Genomic DNA, 16223 nt, shown 5'->3' with positions numbered 1-16223 from the left:
CCTCTGGGAGAGGGCCAGGGTGAGGGTATCCGCCGCCCTGTTCGCAAACCGTGAAGAAAACCGAGACCCATGTCCTTCATCATCGCGATTGGCTCGACGAACCCGGCCAAGACGACGGCCGCCCAGACCATCTGTGAGCGGGCCTTTCCAGGCTGCACGGTGGTCCCGATCGACGTCCCCAGCGGAGTGCCGGAACAACCCATCGGCCCGGACCAGACCTCGACGGGAGCGCGCAACCGGGCACGAGCCGCACTCGAGGCCGTGGAGGGGGCACGGATGGGGATGGGGCTGGAAGGGGGAGTGGATCCGGACGGGAGCCTCATCAACTGCGTGGCCGTGGTGGAGGCCGGAGGCCGGGAGAACCTCACCTGGGGCGTGCGCTTTCCCCTGCCCCCGGTCGCGGTCGCCCGGGTGCTGAAGGGAGAGGAACTGGGGCCGGTGATGGACCAGGTGTCGGGCCGCAACGAGAGCAAGAAGAAGCTGGGGGCGGTGGGAATCCTGACCAACGGGCTCTTCACGCGGGCCGAGATGTGGCAGGGCCCGCTGGCGTGCGCGCTGATGCCCTTCCTGCATCCAGAGCTCTACGGGGCACCCGCGACAGACGAAGCCTCCGGGACCTGAAACCGCCCTACCCGGCCAGCCGGTGCTGGATGCGGATGAGCCGGATCCCCTGCGGGGTGCGCATGAGGGTGTCCCACCAATGGGCCCCGTCGTACCAGTAGCGGATCTGCACGCCGAGCACCCGCGCCTCGCGGAGCGCGGCCAGGGCCTCGTCGAGCGGAACGGACTTCTCGGAGGCCATGGCGAGGGCGCCGCCCTTGAGCAGCACCTCGCTCACCACGGTGCAGCGCTGGATGTCACGGAAGAGCTGCTCCAGGGTCTCCGCGTCGAGGATCGCGTCCTGCAACTGGGGAAGAGACGGGTCCTCGGGGGGGGCGTTCGCGAGGCGGAGACCTGCTGTCATGAAGAGGAGACCTGCTGTCGGGAGGGAAGGAACTCGAAGGCGTTGAGCGGAGCCGGGCACACCTGGACGCAGAGACCACAGCCGTTGCACCGCTCTTCCACGACGCGAGGGCGGCCCAGCTCGACGGCGAGGGCGCCCTCGACGGGACAGCGCTCGGAGCAGGTGCTGCAGAACGAGCCCTGCCAGGCGAGGCAGAGCTGGGGCCGGACGCGCACGGTCATCCCCGCGACGGGAGCAACGGGAGGAGGCGCGAGCGGAGCCATCCCGATGCGGCTGACACCGTCCTGGGGAATGGCGAGCCCCTCGCGGAGGGAGAAGACCGGGAGGCTCGTCCCGGTCGCCTCACCCGACCGCGCACGAGAGGAATAGAACGCCTCGAGCGAGAAGCCCGCCCCCGGCGCGGGCTCGGACACGGCGGGCGAAGGAGCACGAACAGGCGCGGGAGAAGACACGGGCTCCTCCTTCCTCCGGAGGAACCCGAGGAGCGCACGGCGGCTGATTCCAGCCTGGGAGCTCAAGGCCTCGCCTCCATCGCCACGCCACCGGGAGGCGGTCCGGACTCCCCTGCCCCCGAGGCCTCCGGGATGCGCTGGTCGAGCACCGCGGAAGACCCATGGCACTGCTGGCAGTTCTGCCGCTCCGGGTGCGAGGTCCGCAGCCCGGGGAGGCCCTTGGGCCCGTGGCAGCTCGTGCAGTCGGTCCGCATGAGCGTGGGGTGAGGCAGGGTCGGAGGAGCCCCCTGCCAGGCCCGAGCGCCATTCCCAGTCGAAGCCAATCCGACGAAACGGTTCCCCGGGACGTCCTTGTACTGGGCCAGCGGGCGGGGCGACTCCCCCACCACGTGGCACTGCGTGCAGCTCTGGTAAGGCGGGTGGCTGATCTTCGGAGCCACGCGGTTGCCCAGCTTCATGCCCTCGCCATGGCAGGCCAGACAACCGGGGACCTCACGCTGGTCGATCTCATGAGGAATCGTGGGCGGCGCGCCGTCGTAGGCGCGGTGGGCCTTCCGCTGGGTCAGGGCCTCGGCGCGCAGCGCGGGGGTGGCCACGGGCAGGGGCTTCACCGGGAAGTCCGCCTCCGCCAGCGAGGCGATGGCGCCCTCGTACATGCGCGCGTTGTCACCGCGCCGCTGCTCGCGAAGCTCGCTGTAGCCCGGAGCGCGCTCGGCGCGTTGCGCATGCGGGTCGGAGGCGGCCGGACGCTCGGGCATCTCCGGGGCGCGGAGACCCGCGAAGTACCCGGTGGCCGCGAGCGCCACCGCCACGGCGGCCCCCACCTGGAGCCAGCGGGCCCCGAGCCCACTCGACTGTTCGCCCCCGGCGCTCATCCCTGTTTCTCCGCGACCTGCTCACGCCGTCGCACACGAGCCGCGCACTTCTTGTAGTCGGGCTGTTTGGAGAACGGATCATGCGCGTCGAGCGTGAGCTCGTTGATGAGCAGCCGCTCGTCGAAGAACGGGACGAAGAGCGAGCCCTCGACGGGCTCTCCGCGGCCGCCGACCCACACGGGCAGGTCGAGCTTCCCGCGGCGGGTCTCCACCGTCACCAGGTCCCCGTTGTCCACACCGAGCTTCCGGGCATCGGCGCGGTTCATCTCCACGTAGGCCTGGGGCATGGCGCGCCGGAGCTGCGGGATGCGCATGGTCACCGAGCCCGTGTGCCAGTGCTCGATGACGCGGCCGGTGCACAGCCAGAAGGGGTACTCGGCGTCAGGGGACTCGGGAGGAGACTCGTAGGGCTGGAACCAGATCTGCGCGCGATCGTCGTGCGAGGTCGAGTGGTAGAACTGGATGTCCCGGCCCTTCTTCACATACGGATCATCGAAGCCGGAGAAGCGGAACCGCGTCTCGCGCCAGCTGCCGTCCGGCTGCTGCACCACGGGCCAGCGCAGGCCGCGCGCCTTCACGTACTCCTGATAGGGCGCCAGGTCCTTGTGCTTGATGCGAGTCGTCTTCCGGTACTCCTCGAAGAGGTGCTCGTCGACGTTGACGTCGTAGTAGTGCGCCCACTCCCAGATGGGCACCGACTTGCCATCCTTCCCCTTCACCTCGAAGAGGAAGCGGCCGTCCTTGTCCTTCATTCCGGCGAAGCCGAGCTCGAGCAGCCGGTGGGCCACGGAGATGAGCTGCCAGGCGTCATCGCGGGCCTGCCCGGGGGGCGGAACCAGCTTGAACCACTGCTGGGTGCGGCGCTCGGAGTTGCCGACCATGCCGTTCTTCTCCACCCACATGGCGGAGGGCAGCACGAGGTCGGCGACGCGCGTGGTGGCGGTCGGGTAGACGTCCGAGACGATGAGGAACTTGTCCGCGAGCTTCCGGCTGGGGTCCACCAGCTTGTGCGTATTGGGGAGGCTCTGCGCGGGGTTGGTGACCTGGACCCAGAGGGTGTGGACATCGCCCCCCTGGTCGGTGGGCGTGGAGAAGCGATTCCACATCTCCACGGTGTGGTAGCCAATCTTGTCGGAGACGCGGCCAGCGGGGACGTTCCAGATCTCCTCCATCTGGGCGCGGTGCTCGGCCTTGGCCACCACGCGGCCGCCGGGGAGCGCGTGGGAGAGCGTGCCCACCTCGCGCACGGTGCCACACGCGGAGGGCTGGCCGGTGAGACTGGTGGGCGCGTCCCCCGGCTTGCCGAAGTGCCCGCTGAGCAGGTGGAGCCCGTGGAGCAGGCTGTTCATGGCCGTGCCCCGGGTGTGCTGGTTGGGCCCCATGCACCACATGCTGGTGATGCGGATGTCCCTCCGGCCGAACAGCTCGGCCAGCATCCGCAGGTCCTTCTGGGACACGCCCGAGAGCTGCTCCACCTTCTCGGGGGTATAGGGCTTCAGCAGCTCGCGGTACTCCTCGAAGGAGATGGCCTTGCCCTCGAGCGTGGGCGGAGTGCTGGAGGCGCGGAAGGCGCAGTTGGCCTCGACGAAGGCCTTGTCGTAGGTGCCATTCTCCACCAGCAGGTGGGCGATGCCGCAGGCGATCGCCAGGTCCGAGTTCGGCTTGAAGCGCAGCGAGTGGTCGGCGAACCCGCTGGTGCGCGTCTTCCGCGTGCCGATATCGATGAGGGTGACCTTCTCGCCGCGCGAGCGCCGGTCGATGACGCGCGAGAAGAGGACGGGGTGCATCTCCGCGGGGTTGTTGCCCCAGGTGATGAGCACGTCGCAGGCGTCGAGGTCGTCATAGCAACCGGCGGGCTCGTCCACACCGTAGGTGGCGAGGAAGCCCGTCACCGCCGAGGCCATGCACAGGCGCGCGTTGGCGTCGATGTTGTGCGTGCCCAGACCGGCCTTGACGAACTTCGAGGCGGCATAACCCTCGGGGATGGTCCACTGGCCGCTGCCGTAGACGGCGAAGCCCTTGGGGTCCTTCAGCACGCGGCGGGCGATGATGTCGATCGCCTCCTCCCAGCTGATGGGCACCTGCTTGTCGCCCTTACGAAGGAGCGGCGTCGTGAGCCTGTCCTGTCCATAGAGGGCGAGCCCCACGTGGTAGCCCTTCACGCACAGCAGGCCCTTGTTCACCGGAGCCTTCTGGTCGCCCGCGATGGCCACCACCTTGCCGTTCTGCACGCCCACCTGGACGTGGCAGCCGGTGCCGCAGAAGCGGCAGGGAGCCTTGTTCCACTGCACGTCACCCCCTTGACGGGCAGTGCTCGGCGGCTCCGCGGCCGCCCTGTCCTGGCCATATGCCAGACGGCTCGCGGCCAGCGTCGCCGCCGTCATGGCCGAACCCTTGAGGAAGTCCCGACGATCCATGGCTCAGCGCTCCTCCTCGGAGAAATCCACCATCACCACGTCCACGAAGCTCACTCCTTCCAACTCCCGCAGGGACTCGGCGAGCTCCTCACCTTCGTAGGGGCTGGCGGTCTCGGTCACCACCGGCAGCCAGCGCCCCTCCACGGGCGGGCCCAGGGTGATGCGCGGGTCGCGAGCGAGCGCTGAGAGCGCGAGCGCCCTCGAGTCGGGCGACGCATCGAGGGTGAGCACCAGGCTACTGATGGGCATACAGGCTCCGTCCATGGGGGCGCGGTCCCCAGGAGCAAGAGGCGGACCACCCTGGCGTGCCCCTCATCCCCCGGGTGCGCGCGCAAAGCCTGCGCGTAAAGTTGTTTGAGCAATGCAGGTTTTTCGCGGGCAAGCGAGGGCACCTCCCGAGTTTCCATCGGACACACAGGGGCGGGGCGTGCTGGCACGGACGCTGCTTTGCGCAGGTCCCCGTGGAGAACCACCTCTACAGAATGATGCGCCCGGCGCTCGTCGCCGCGATGCTCGCCCTTGGCGGCTGCGGGAAGGATCAACCCGTGAGCTTCCAACCGCCTCCGGGAGCACCGACGGGCAAGGAAATCCTCCACCAACCGGCGAAGCTCACCTCCGTCGAGAGCGACCAGAAGGACGCGCTGGGCCGGCCGCTTCGCGTGTCGTGCGAGAGCTGCCACTCGCTGCGTGAGACGAAGCCCATGCCCTCGCGGCCCGAGGAGCTGAAGGAGTTCCACCAGGGCCTGCGATTCCGCCATGGAGAGCTCGCCTGCACCTCGTGTCACCAGGCACGGGAGCCGCGCACGCTGCACCTGGCCACGGGCGAGCCACTGCCGATGACGGAGGTGGTGACGCTGTGCGCGCAGTGCCACGGCCCGCAGTACCGCGACTTCAAGGCGGGGGCGCACGGGGGGATGACGGGGTACTGGGATCTGTCGCGGGGAGACCGCATGAGGAACAACTGCGTGAGCTGCCACGACCCGCACACGCCGAAGTACGCGGGGGCGCATCCGGTGATGCCTCCGCGCAACCCGTCCGCCCACGGCGAGCCGGACACGAAAGAGGCGCAAGGGCATGAGTGACATCGTCTCCCGCCGTACCATGATGAAGGGTGCCGGAGCCACGCTGGGGGCCGCGGCCTTCGCGCACGCGATGGCACCGCTCACCGAGTGGTCGAAGGACCTGAGCGTCGATGAGTTCCTGCAGAAGCACTACAAGGAGCTGACGCGTGACGAGCTGGGGCGGGTGCTCCTCCACCTGAAGGAAGAGACGAAGCGGAAGTACGGCCGCGACGTGGACATCCAGGCGCTGCCGCCGCAGGAGGGCGTGTCCTTCGCGTACGCGCTCAACCTGAGCATCTGCATCGGCTGCCGGAAGTGCGCCGAGGCGTGCCACCAGGAGAACAACCACGACCGGCGCACGGGGAACTCCTACATCCGGGTGCTGGAGATGCAGCAGGGCAGCCTGGATCTGGAGCACGGCAACGCGAACTACGACCATCCGGTACCGGCCGAGGGGAAGTACTACCTGCCGGTGCAGTGCCACCAGTGCGACAACGCGCCGTGCGTGAAGGTGTGCCCGGTGCAGGCCACGTGGAAGGAGCAGGACGGCATCGTGGTGGTGGACTACAACTGGTGCATCGGCTGCCGGTACTGCGAGGCGGCGTGCCCCTACCACGCGCGGCGCTTCAACTGGGCGAAGCCGGAGATCCCGCCCGAGGAGATCAACCCGGACCAGGGGTACCTCTCCAACCGGATCCGCCCGCAGGGGGTGGTGGAGAAATGCACCTTCTGTCTGCACCGCACGCGAGCGGGGCGGCTGCCGGCGTGCCTGGAGGCATGCCCCACGGGGGCGCGGGTGTTCGGCAACCTGTTGGATCCGAAGAGCCCCATCCGCTGGGTGCTCGAGAACAAGCGCGTCTTCGTGCTCAAAGAGGAGCTCGGGACGCGGCCACGCTTCTTCTACTTCTTCGACAAGTGAGCCATGGCTGCTTCCCGTCACCTGCTCGACTACCCGCGGTTCCTCGGCCGGCTGCTCTGGATGAGCACGGATGGGAGCTGGCGCTTCTACACGTGGATGACGGTGCTCTCGGCGATCGCCCTGGTGGGCGCCAACGCCTATGCGCACCAGCTGGCCGAGGGCATGGCGCTCACGGGGATGAGCGACCACGTGTCCTGGGGCCTGTACATCGCCAACTTCACCTTCGGGGTGGGGCTGGCGGCGGGCGCGGTGATGATGGTCATCCCCGCGTACCTGTACCACGACCATGAGATGCACGACGTCACGCTGATAGGCGAGCTGCTCGCGGTGGCGGCGATCTTCGTGTGCCTGCTGTTCATCGTGGTGGACATGGGGCACCCCGAGCGGGCGTGGCACCTGATGCCAGGGATTGGACGGTTCAACTGGCCCATCTCGATGCTCACCTGGGACGTGGTGGTGCTGAACGGCTACCTGCTCATCAACCTGCACATCTGCGGCTATCTCATCTACATGCGCTTCCTGGGGCGCAAGCCGCGCAAGCAGTGGTACCTGCCGTTCGTCTTCCTCTCCATCTTCTGGGCCATCAGCATCCACAGCGTGACGGCGTTCCTCTACAGCGGGCTGGGGGGAAGGCCGTTCTGGAACTCGGCGCTGCTGGCACCGCGGTTCATCGCGTCGGCGTTCATCACGGGCCCGGCGTTCGTCATCGTGCTGCTACAGGTCATCCGCCGCTTCACGGGGTTGCCCATTGGAGAAGGGCCGCTGCGCACGCTGATGTCGGTGATGCGGGTGACGGTGCTGCTCAACCTGTTCATGCTGGGCTCGGAGCTGTTCACGGCGTTCTACACGGGAGGGACGCACGCCACGGCGGTGCGCTACCTGTTCTTCGGTTCACACGGGCACCACGCGCTGGTGCCGTGGATCTGGACGGCGGTGGCGCTCAACATCGCCTCGGCGGTGGTGGTGCACCTGCCTGCCACGCGGCGTCACGTGTGGCTGCTCAACCTGGCGTGCGCGCTGGCGTTCGCGGGTGTGTGGATCGAAAAGGGAATGGGCCTCATCATCCCCGGCTTCGTCCCGAGCACCCTGCACGAGTTGGTGGAGTACGTGCCCACCATCACCGAGTGGAAGATCACCGCGGGCATCTGGGCCTTCGGGCTGATGGTGCTGACGGTGGCGGTGAAGGTGGCACTGCCAGTGCTGAGCGGCCAGATCGCGGCCTCGCACGCCGAGCACGGCCAGGGCCCGCACGGCACAGAAGGCCCGGAAGCGAAGCAGGCCGCATAGGCTCGTACAACCTCCTTGTCGCGAACTGATGACCACTGGATCCTCTCCCGATCCGGGGTGGCGCCCTCCCCGGGAGGAGCGACAGACTCGCGACATGGGAGAGGCCATGGGGGATGACTCAGGCGGTTCACACGCACTCGGCTCGGAGGAGGAGCTACAGCAGCTGCTGTCCTACGTGACGCCCACGGACACAACGCGTGGCCTCTTCCTCAATGGCGTGCTGGAAGTCGTGCGGCAGCTGGGGGATGAGTCCACGGTGCGGCGCTGCCTGGAGGAGAGTGGCGAGAAACAGTTCCTGGATCTCTTCAGCTACCCGCTCGGCACCCTGCTGCGGATGTCCTACACCGGGGCGAGACTCCTGAGCAGCGACAGCCGGGACTTCAACGAGGTGATGCGGCAGATGGGCTATCTGTCCGCCAGGAACTTCGCCGACTCCACGATGGGCCGGGTCATGCTTCGGCTGGTCGTCGGGCAACCCCGGCGGCTGCTCGACACCCTGCCGATGGCCTACCGGATGAACACGACCGCGGGGGAGTGCACGGTGCGGTGGACGGGGCACACCAACGCCGTCATCCGCTTCACGCGCGACTTCCTGCCCCACGCGTATACGGAGGGCTCGCTGCAGGGCTCGTTCGAGATCGCCAAGGTGCCAGGACTGACGGTGCGTGCACGGCCACTCGCGCGGCTCGACACCGAATTCGAGCTCTCCTGGGCATGAGGCCGGTGGCCCGTCAGGCAACCCCGGCGGACCTCAACGCAGCTCCGGCAGCCGCGCCTTCAACGAGGGCAGCACCACCCGGTCGTCCATCATGCGCTGATCGAACACGAAGCTCTCCGTGGGCTCCACGTGCCACCGGCTGCCGTGCCGCGCGTTGAGCGCACGGACGATCTCGTAATAGGTCCACCGCTCGTTCGCGTCGAGCATGTAGAGCCCCGGCTCCGCCCACGCGAGCGCCAGCAGGGCCCTCACGGTGTCATCGAGGAAGGCACACGCCGGATACCACCGCGTGCTCGCCTCCACCCTGCCCCGCTCGCGCATCTGCGCCTCCAGCGAGGCGAGCATGTTGTTGCCCGAGGGCTGATCGTCGATCTGCCAGCCCAGCCGCACCACGCGCGCCTCGGGGTTCTGCTGGAAGACGCGCTCCTCCGCGCGCCGCTTCTCGTACCCGTAGCCCTCGGGCGCCTCCGGCTCCGAGTCCACCGTGAAGGGCCCGGGTGCATGGTCCGAGAACACCATCGCCGTGCTGGAGAACACGAACCGTACGCCCTGCTGCCGGGTGATCCACGCCAGCTCGCTCGTCCACTCGTAGTTGACGAGCCACGACTCGTTGGGCCGCCCCGTGGGGCGCGAGGCCGTCGCCAGATGGAACAGCGCATCCGGGGCCACCGAGCGCACGAAGCCCTCCATGGCCCAGTAGTCGTCCAGCGGGACGCGGTCGCGCTCCCAACACACCACCTCGACACCGAGACGCCGGAGGTACTCGCACAACCGCGAGCCGACCGTGCCATTGGCGCCCGTGACGATCGCTCTCATCTAATGGGTCTTCCGCGCCTTGTGCGTCCGGGGGAGCGCGTGGTGGATGAGGTCCAGGTAGTCCACCGCCTGCACCGGCGGCGGGGGCGGCGGCGTCCCCAGCGCGGCGAGCCGCTTGGTGAACGCCGAGATGATGTCCGGCACCGGCCGCAGCGCCTGGAGGAGCGCGTTGGGCCCCTCCAGCGCCTGCACCAGCGCCGCGGCCGCCTGCTGCAGCGGCAGACCCCGGCGCAGCAGGTCCTGGAACGAGTTGGACAGCGTGATGATGTTGTGCCCTGCCGTCTGCACCATCTCCACGGCGATCTTGATGACCTGCGGGGCCGTCAGGTGCCCGTCGGCCAGCAGCACCAGCGCGGCCTGGAAGTAGTTGAAGATGGGCACCACGCGAGGGCCGTAGTTGGAGAAGTGCGCCGGCGGCGTCAGCCGATCCAGGTGGATGAAGATGCGCCGCACCGGATCCGACACCGGAATCTTCTTCCACGCGGTGCGCACCCGCTCGGCCTCGTCCGGGTACACTGCGGCCGCCGCGAGGATCTGATTCAGCACCCGCTCGTCCACGCGCCCGGCGATCATGTCCGCGTAGAGCGAGTAGATGAAGGCATCCGCCTCGGCATCATCCCCGAAGAGCACCTCCTCGGCCTCCACGGGCGCGTTGGCGCGGCTCTCCAGGATGGCGGGCAGCTTGTAGCCCACCTGTCCCCGCAGCGCCCGGAAGCGCCCGCGCATCAGGTTGCCCACGTTGTCCTTGAGGACGAACTCGTCCCACACCACCCCGTCCAGCTTGAGCTTCTCCTCCAGCACCGAGCGCATCTGCTTGGGGCTTCCGGAGACGATGCACAGCCGCGAGTCTCCGTTGGCCGCCAGCTCGCGGATGAGCGCGGACGCACCTGGCACGGCCTGCTTCTCGTGGGCCTTCTGGAAGGCCGTGCGCAGCAGATCCCGGAGCGAGTCGAACTCCGTCTGCAGGTACGTCTTGTCCAGGTCCCAGCGGTAGATGCGCCGCGGGGGCCTGGGATCGATGCGGTCCGGCAGGCTCACCGCGCCAGACCCTGCTGGATGGCCTTGCCCAGCTCATGGGACACCGCCTTGGCGGCCACCTTGCCCGCGTTGGCGATGGCCCGGGAGCGCGAGCGTCCGTGGGCCTTGATGAAGATGCGATCGAACCCCAGCACCGGTGCTCCCCCGTATTGCTCCCAGTCGGTGATGTCCTTGATGCGCTGGATGCCACCGGACAGCATCGCCAGACCGGCCCTCCAGCGCAGGCTCTCCTTGTACGCGTACTGAGCCAGCTCCACCACCGTCTCGTGCACTCCCTCCAACATCTTCAGGCACACGTTGCCGACGAAGCCGTCCGTCACCACCACGTCCGCCGTGCCCTTGGGGATGTCCACGCCCTCCACGTTCCCGATGAACTGGAGTCCGGGCAGGCTCGCCAGCCGCGCGTGCGCCTCCACCACCTGGCGCGGCCCCTTGTTGGGCTCGGTGCCATTGGAGAGCAGCGCCACCTTGGGATTCTCGTTGCGCGAGATGATGCGCGCGTACGCCGACCCCATCACCGCGAATGTCACCAGGTCGTCCGCGGTGGCCTCCACCGTGGCTCCCACGTCGAGGATGAGCGAGAACGGATCATCCTTGTCACCGTGGCGCGCGCGCGTCGGGTACACCGACGCCAGCGCCGCGCGCCGCACTCCCGGCAGCAGCTGGAAGTGGCGGGCACACGACAGCACGCACGCCCCCGTGTTGCCGGCCGACACGAGCGCGTCCGCCTCGCCCTCGGCCACCAGCCGCGCCGCCACCGACACGGACGCATCCGGCTTGCGCGCCAGCGCCTCACCAGGCTTCTCGGTCATGGAGATCTGCTCGGAGGCGTGCTGCACGGAGATGCGCTCGCCGTTGTGCTTCGTCTCCGCGAGCGCGTTGTCGATGACGGCCCTGTCCCCCACGAGCAACGTGTGGATGTGCGGTGATTCCAATGAGAGCTGCGCGGCCCCCCTGACTACCTCCGCGGGGCCGTGGTCGCTCCCCATCACGTCGAACGCAATGGTGACGAGCTTGGTGGCCATGAAAGCACCATCTTACAGGTTTGTAGAATGACGAGGGGGCCGGACCCGCTCGGATCCAGCCCCCGGTGGAGGACGGTGCCGGGAGGCTCCCACCGGGTGGTGGGAGCCGCCTGGGCGCGGGCTCAGTTGCTCTCGCTGGCCTGGATCGTCCGGTTCGCGGTGTCGCGCTGGATGCAGCCCTTGGTCATCGTGTACTGGTAGGTGCCCAGCTCGTCGCGCCAGTACTCACCCTCGTACGGCCAGTAGAGCTGATCGTCCGCCACCGCCACGGAGAAGCGGTACTTCTTCACGACGGAGACGTTGCCGCCAGCCTTGAGCTGCTCCTCGAGGAACTCCTTCTCCTTGGAGACGGTCTCGAACTTGATGCGCAGGCCGTTGGCCAGCAGCTGCTTGAGTCCGACCAGCTCCGTCTCCAGCTTGCCCTTGGCCATGATGCCGGCCTTCTCGATGAGGGCGGTGCGCTGGGTCTTCAGGCCCTCGAGCAGCTGCTTGGACAGCTCGGAGTAGCGGAAGGTGTCGCCCTTCTCCCCGAAGATGTCCATCTCCCCTTCCAGCTCGAGGATGGAGTCGTTCGTCTTCTTCAGGTCCTGATCCGTGAGGGCCAGCCGGAGGATGCGCTCGAGGATGACGTCCGTCTGGCTCTTCTCCAGCCCTTCCTTGTTCTTCTTCTGCACGTCGGAGAGCACGCCGTAGTACTCGCTCGCGTTCATCTGCTTCTTGGTGATCAGCTCGAGCTGATCATGCACGGGCAGATAGGTGCGCTCGAAGTCCTGGAGGATGAGGCTGGACTCGCGGTAGCGGCAGTTCTCGTAATAGATGACCGCCTTGAGGATCATCGCCTCGGGGAAGTACTCCTCGCGGAAGAAGGGCGAGGAGAGCGTGATGAGGTTGCCGAGCGCCTGCTCGTACTGGCCCACGCGGTAGTTGGCCCAGCTGGCCTCGAACATGGCCTCCAGCCACTGCGAGGTGCCGCGCTCCACCTTGTTGAAATAGAAGAGCGCGTAGCGGTTCTGCTGCATGCCGTAGTGGGTACGGGCCAGCTGCATGAAGGCCAGCTCGCGCAGCTTCTGGTTGAAGGCGATCTGCTCGGCGTCCAGACCGGCCGTGGAGCGGGTGACGCGGACGATCTCCTTCATCGCGTCGATGGCGCCCACGGTGTTGATGTCCACGCGCTTCTCGGCGGCGTTCTTGGCCTGGTTGCCGAAGCGGAAGAAGGCCAGACCCTCGAGGTACTTGGTCCTCGGGTAGAACGGATCCGTCTTCGGGATGAGCAGCGCCAGCCGCTTCACCTCGCTGAAGCTCTTGTCCGCGTCCTCCTTGCGGCCCACCTGGTCCAGCGCCTTGCCACGCACGAAGTGGTAGCGGGCCAGCAGGTAGTGGAACTCGCTGCGGAAGCGCTCGGGGAACTCCTGGTTCGCGTAGCGGGCGATCTCATCCAGGATGACGGTCTCGTTCTTCGTCTTGCGGCTGATGAAGAAGAGCCACTCGAGGCTGGTGCGGAAGAACTTCGTCTCCGGACCGACGGCGAGGATCTTCGAGAACTCGCCCAGTGACGAGTGGTAGAGCCCCATACGGTAGAGGGACTTGGCCAGCACGTAGCGCGCCTCGAGGTGGAGGCCGGCGAGCTTGGCGTCCTGGAGCATCTCGAAGGAGCTCATCGCCGCCTTCTCGTACTCCTCGTTCTTGAAGAGCGAGATGGCCACGTCCAGGCGCTGGCGATCACCGCTCTTGCCGGACACGTCCACCGCGTCGAAGGACATGGTGGGCGCGGCCTTGGGGGCGCTGGGGGTCTCGGCCGTCAGATCCAACCCCATGGACGGGTTGGACGCGGCCGCGTCTCCGGCCGGGGCGGCCGGGGCAGCTGGAGAGGAAGCCGTCCCCGTGTCGGCGGGGGTGGTGCCCGGAGTGGACGTGTCGCCGGAAGCGCTGGCGTCCGAGCTCGAATCCGAGCCGGAGTCATCGTCCTGGGCCTGGGCGGCCGGGGACTTCTTGCCGCGCGCGGGCTTGCGGGTGGGCTTCTTCTTCTTCTTCTTGGAGGACTGGGAGAGATCCAGACCCTCGAAGCTCTGGGCGGGCGAGGGGGTCGCCCAGGCCAGGGTGAGCCCGAGGGTGGCGAGGCAGAGAGGCCGGAGCAGACGTTTCATGACTCGGGATTGGCAGAGGGGAAGAAGAAGGAGAGACCCAGCTCGAACAGGAGCTGGTTGCGCAACGTGGTGGACGGGTTGCGGGCCTTCTCGACGTAGATGAGGTCGCGGAACTCGGTGCGCAGCGTCATCCAGCGGTTGAGGAAGAAGCGCATGCCCACGCCGACGTTACCGCCAGCGGTGAACTCCGCCGTCTTGGTGGGCCCGATGTACTGCACCGCGGAGGCGCCGGCGATGCCGTACAGGTCGAAGTGGACGAACTGCTCGGCCAGCAGGGAGATCTTCCCGTAGATGGGAGCCCACTGCACGTCGAGCCCGCCCGTCAGGGTGAGCTGCCCGGGCGCGGAGCCATTGAGATCGGCGAAGGCGGGCTTGCGGCAACCCCGGGTGGCAGTGCCACCCTCATCGGAGAAGGTGCAGATCTGCGCGGCTCCCGCCACCGTGGGGATGGCATAGCCGGCGCGCAGGCTGAGCCCCAGCGTCTCCGTGGGGTGGTAGGTCAGCACGCCGCCCAGGATGTACTTGGTGAAGAAGGCATCCTTGACGGACAGGGTGGCCGAGGGGCTGAGCTCGAGGCGGCCCTTCTTGAGGAACAGGTGGCCGGAGACGGGCGAGACACGATCGCGCAGGGGCCCGAGGCGATCCTTGTCCACCTCGGACACGTCACCGGCCTCCTGCTCGGAGGAGCCGGAGGAGGCGGAGGGTGCCGGCTTCGCGGCGGGAGCGGGAGCGGCGGGAGCCGCGGGCGCGGGCGCCGCCTCCTGGGCCAGGGCGGACACGGGCGCCAGACAGAGCGCGAGCAACAGACGACGGGCGGCGGTCTTCATTCGGACTCCCGACCGGTCGACTTCAGCGGGAAGAAGACGGAGATACCGGCGTTGAGGGTCATGATGTTCTGGGTGGCGCCCTTGCTGCTGTTGAGGGGCTGATCCACGTAGGACGTGTTGATGACCGCCACGTTCACCGCGAGGTAGTCACGGGCCACGAAGCGCAGGCCCAGACCGAGGTCCGCGGCGAGGCTGGGGCCACCACGGGCCTTGGACACCTTGGTGTTCACCACGCCCATGCCACCGAGCAGGTAGGCATCGAAGTGGAGGATGGAGTTGAGGAAGGCCACCTTGCCGTAGAGCGGGCTCCACTCCACGTCACCCATGGCCGACCACTGGGGCACCGAGTAGAAGATGCGGCTGCCGAAGGTGCTCTTGGCGATGCGCACATCGTCCTCGGGCAGCACCTGCATCACGGAGACGCGCCCGGCCAGGGCCAGCGTGTCCGCCAGGTAGTACGCCCCACGCACCGCGGCGCCCACCTTCGTGTAGTACGGATCGTTCACCGACAGGGTGATGAAGGGTGCCAGCTCGAAGCGGTTCTTCTTGAGGTACACCTTGCGCTGGACGCTCTTCACACGGTCATCGAGCGTGACGTCGCGCTCGGCCGGAGAGAGGGGTTCGTCGGGGGGCGTCTCCGCGACCGTGGAGGGCAGCGGGGGCGGCTCCTCCGCGGGCGTCTCCGCGTTCGTCTCGGTCTCTTCCTGCGGCTTGTTGGGATCACCGCTCAGATCGAGTCCGAGCCCCGGGTCTTGCTGGTTCTGGGCAAGTGCCGACACTGGCGCGAGGCACAGCGCGAGCAGAATGGCCTGGAGGCGTTTCACTTCCGGAAGCTCCGTGGTTGGGCGTCCGCACACCGATGCGTTCGTATCGGAGGCTGAGGCGCTGTGCATCCTATCTGTCCCGCTCGCAACCCATCAACCGATCAAAGCTCGCCTGCTTCCTCCGTATGCGCGGGAGTGGGTCTCCCGGGCCCTTTTGTGTATCCACTCGGTATTCTTGCAGAGAGGGTACCCGAGGCACTCGCAGAGCGGGCATCCGTGCGACCAAGGTGCAGGTTGGAATGGAGGGGCACTGTGTTACGGTGGGCGCCCACATGCGTTTCATGAGGTGCACGTCGATGTCTGCGCGTCTGGCTCTTCTGATGGCTGCGACCCTGCTGTGTGGCGGGTGCGAGATCAGGTCCGATATCGGGAAGCGGTGTACGCTGGTGCGCAAGGCCACCGCCGAGGAGATGGCGGCAGAGCCCGAGCGCGGCAAGACCCGGCCCATCCAGTATACCGAGCTGAAGCCGGGCCAGGACTTCATCTCCTTCGGCATGACGGAGTGTGAGGATCTCGTCTGCGTGCGGGACACCAGCTACTCGGAGCCCCCCGAGGCCGACGGCCTGGCCCGGGGCTACTGCAGCAAGTCGTGCCAGGTGGACGCCACCCAGAACGACTGCGTGGTCAATGCCTCGGACGCGGAGGCGAGCGTGAAGGATCGCATGGTCTGCCGCGCCCTGCTGCTGGATGAGGAGGCGATGACCGACATGCGCGTGAACGACCCGGTCGCCTACCGCAACACGTTCGGCGACAACAACTCGCCCTACTTCTGCGCCGGCGCCGTCGAGTCCGCGACCAACTGACGCCTTCCGCGCGCGCGGCGTAGAACTTTTTCGCGCGCCGGACGTGGACAGCG

General features: G+C 67.7%; 17 protein-coding genes. 6 read left to right on the top strand and 11 right to left on the bottom strand.

Going from position 1 to position 16223, the window contains the following annotated elements; translation table 11 throughout:
- Window positions 1-69: 69 nt before the first annotated feature.
- Window positions 70-621: an inosine/xanthosine triphosphatase gene (gene yjjX / locus NR810_RS34420; protein ID WP_257458717.1), complete on the top strand. Its 552-nt coding sequence runs from the start codon at window positions 70-72 to the stop codon at window positions 619-621.
- 7 nt (window positions 622-628) lie between these two features.
- Here yjjX and NR810_RS34415 read toward each other — a convergent pair whose 3' ends face one another.
- The 5 genes from NR810_RS34415 to NR810_RS34395 form a co-directional block, all read right to left on the bottom strand.
- Window positions 629-964 (bottom strand): hypothetical protein, encoded by a 336-nt coding sequence (locus NR810_RS34415; protein ID WP_257458716.1) that lies wholly within the window; start codon window positions 962-964, stop codon window positions 629-631.
- Window positions 961-1416, bottom strand: coding sequence for a 4Fe-4S binding protein (locus tag NR810_RS52650; RefSeq protein ID WP_257458714.1), 456 nt, complete (start codon window positions 1414-1416; stop codon window positions 961-963). Before NR810_RS52650 ends, NR810_RS34415 begins: the two co-directional genes overlap by 4 nt.
- Before the next feature lie 62 nt (window positions 1417-1478).
- Window positions 1479-2291: a nitrate reductase cytochrome c-type subunit gene (locus NR810_RS34405; RefSeq protein WP_257458712.1), complete on the bottom strand. Its 813-nt coding sequence runs from the start codon at window positions 2289-2291 to the stop codon at window positions 1479-1481.
- Window positions 2288-4708, bottom strand: coding sequence for a molybdopterin-dependent oxidoreductase (locus NR810_RS34400; RefSeq protein ID WP_257458709.1), 2421 nt, complete (start codon window positions 4706-4708; stop codon window positions 2288-2290). The genes NR810_RS34405 and NR810_RS34400 overlap by 4 nt, the downstream gene beginning before the upstream one ends.
- 3 nt (window positions 4709-4711) lie before the next feature.
- The gene (locus NR810_RS34395) at window positions 4712-4957 is read right to left on the bottom strand and encodes a hypothetical protein (protein WP_257458708.1); all 246 of its coding nucleotides are present in this window, start codon (window positions 4955-4957) and stop codon (window positions 4712-4714) included.
- A 233-nt stretch (window positions 4958-5190) separates the two neighbouring features.
- Between NR810_RS34395 and NR810_RS34390 the strand changes: the two genes are divergently transcribed.
- The 4 genes from NR810_RS34390 to NR810_RS34375 all read left to right on the top strand — a co-directional run bounded on the left by NR810_RS34390 (window position 5191) and on the right by NR810_RS34375 (window position 8693).
- Entirely contained in the window at window positions 5191-5790 is a 600-nt protein-coding gene (locus tag NR810_RS34390; RefSeq protein ID WP_257458707.1) for a hypothetical protein, read from the top strand.
- The gene (locus tag NR810_RS34385; RefSeq protein ID WP_257458705.1) at window positions 5783-6688 is read left to right on the top strand and encodes a 4Fe-4S dicluster domain-containing protein; all 906 of its coding nucleotides are present in this window, start codon (window positions 5783-5785) and stop codon (window positions 6686-6688) included. Before NR810_RS34390 ends, NR810_RS34385 begins: the two co-directional genes overlap by 8 nt.
- Window positions 6689-6691: 3 nt before the next feature.
- Window positions 6692-7975 carry a sulfate reduction electron transfer complex DsrMKJOP subunit DsrP gene (dsrP, locus tag NR810_RS34380; protein ID WP_257458704.1) on the top strand — a complete coding sequence of 428 codons (1284 nt, stop codon included), beginning with the start codon at window positions 6692-6694 and terminating at the stop codon, window positions 7973-7975.
- Window positions 7976-8081: 106 nt separating this feature from the next.
- Window positions 8082-8693 carry a DUF2378 family protein gene (locus NR810_RS34375; RefSeq protein WP_257458703.1) on the top strand — a complete coding sequence of 204 codons (612 nt, stop codon included), beginning with the start codon at window positions 8082-8084 and terminating at the stop codon, window positions 8691-8693.
- A 33-nt stretch (window positions 8694-8726) separates the two neighbouring features.
- Here NR810_RS34375 and NR810_RS34370 read toward each other — a convergent pair whose 3' ends face one another.
- The 6 genes from NR810_RS34370 to NR810_RS34345 form a co-directional block, all read right to left on the bottom strand.
- The gene (locus NR810_RS34370; RefSeq protein WP_257458702.1) at window positions 8727-9509 is read right to left on the bottom strand and encodes a sugar nucleotide-binding protein; all 783 of its coding nucleotides are present in this window, start codon (window positions 9507-9509) and stop codon (window positions 8727-8729) included.
- Window positions 9510-10547, bottom strand: coding sequence for a phosphatase domain-containing protein (locus NR810_RS34365; protein WP_257458701.1), 1038 nt, complete (start codon window positions 10545-10547; stop codon window positions 9510-9512).
- Window positions 10544-11572, bottom strand: a complete 1029-nt coding sequence (plsX, locus tag NR810_RS34360; protein ID WP_257458700.1) for a phosphate acyltransferase PlsX — start codon at window positions 11570-11572, stop codon at window positions 10544-10546. Before plsX ends, NR810_RS34365 begins: the two co-directional genes overlap by 4 nt.
- A 122-nt stretch (window positions 11573-11694) precedes the next feature.
- Window positions 11695-13716, bottom strand: coding sequence for an adventurous gliding motility protein GltC (gene gltC / locus NR810_RS34355; RefSeq protein WP_257458699.1), 2022 nt, complete (start codon window positions 13714-13716; stop codon window positions 11695-11697).
- Window positions 13713-14543 (bottom strand): outer membrane beta-barrel domain-containing protein, encoded by an 831-nt coding sequence (locus tag NR810_RS34350; RefSeq protein WP_257458698.1) that lies wholly within the window; start codon window positions 14541-14543, stop codon window positions 13713-13715. Before NR810_RS34350 ends, gltC begins: the two co-directional genes overlap by 4 nt.
- Window positions 14540-15367 (bottom strand): outer membrane beta-barrel domain-containing protein, encoded by an 828-nt coding sequence (locus tag NR810_RS34345; protein ID WP_257458697.1) that lies wholly within the window; start codon window positions 15365-15367, stop codon window positions 14540-14542. The genes NR810_RS34350 and NR810_RS34345 overlap by 4 nt, the downstream gene beginning before the upstream one ends.
- Window positions 15368-15663: 296 nt before the next feature.
- Between NR810_RS34345 and cglC the strand changes: the two genes are divergently transcribed.
- Entirely contained in the window at window positions 15664-16170 is a 507-nt protein-coding gene (gene cglC / locus NR810_RS34340) for an adventurous gliding motility lipoprotein CglC (protein WP_257458696.1), read from the top strand.
- Window positions 16171-16223: the final 53 nt, after the last annotated feature.

Origin of the sequence: Archangium lipolyticum, from assembly GCF_024623785.1 — a bacterium.
GTDB lineage: Bacteria > Myxococcota > Myxococcia > Myxococcales > Myxococcaceae > Archangium > Archangium lipolyticum.
The sequence above is the reverse complement of the archived record's forward strand: the minus strand, read 5'-3'. Positions and strand labels throughout refer to the sequence as shown.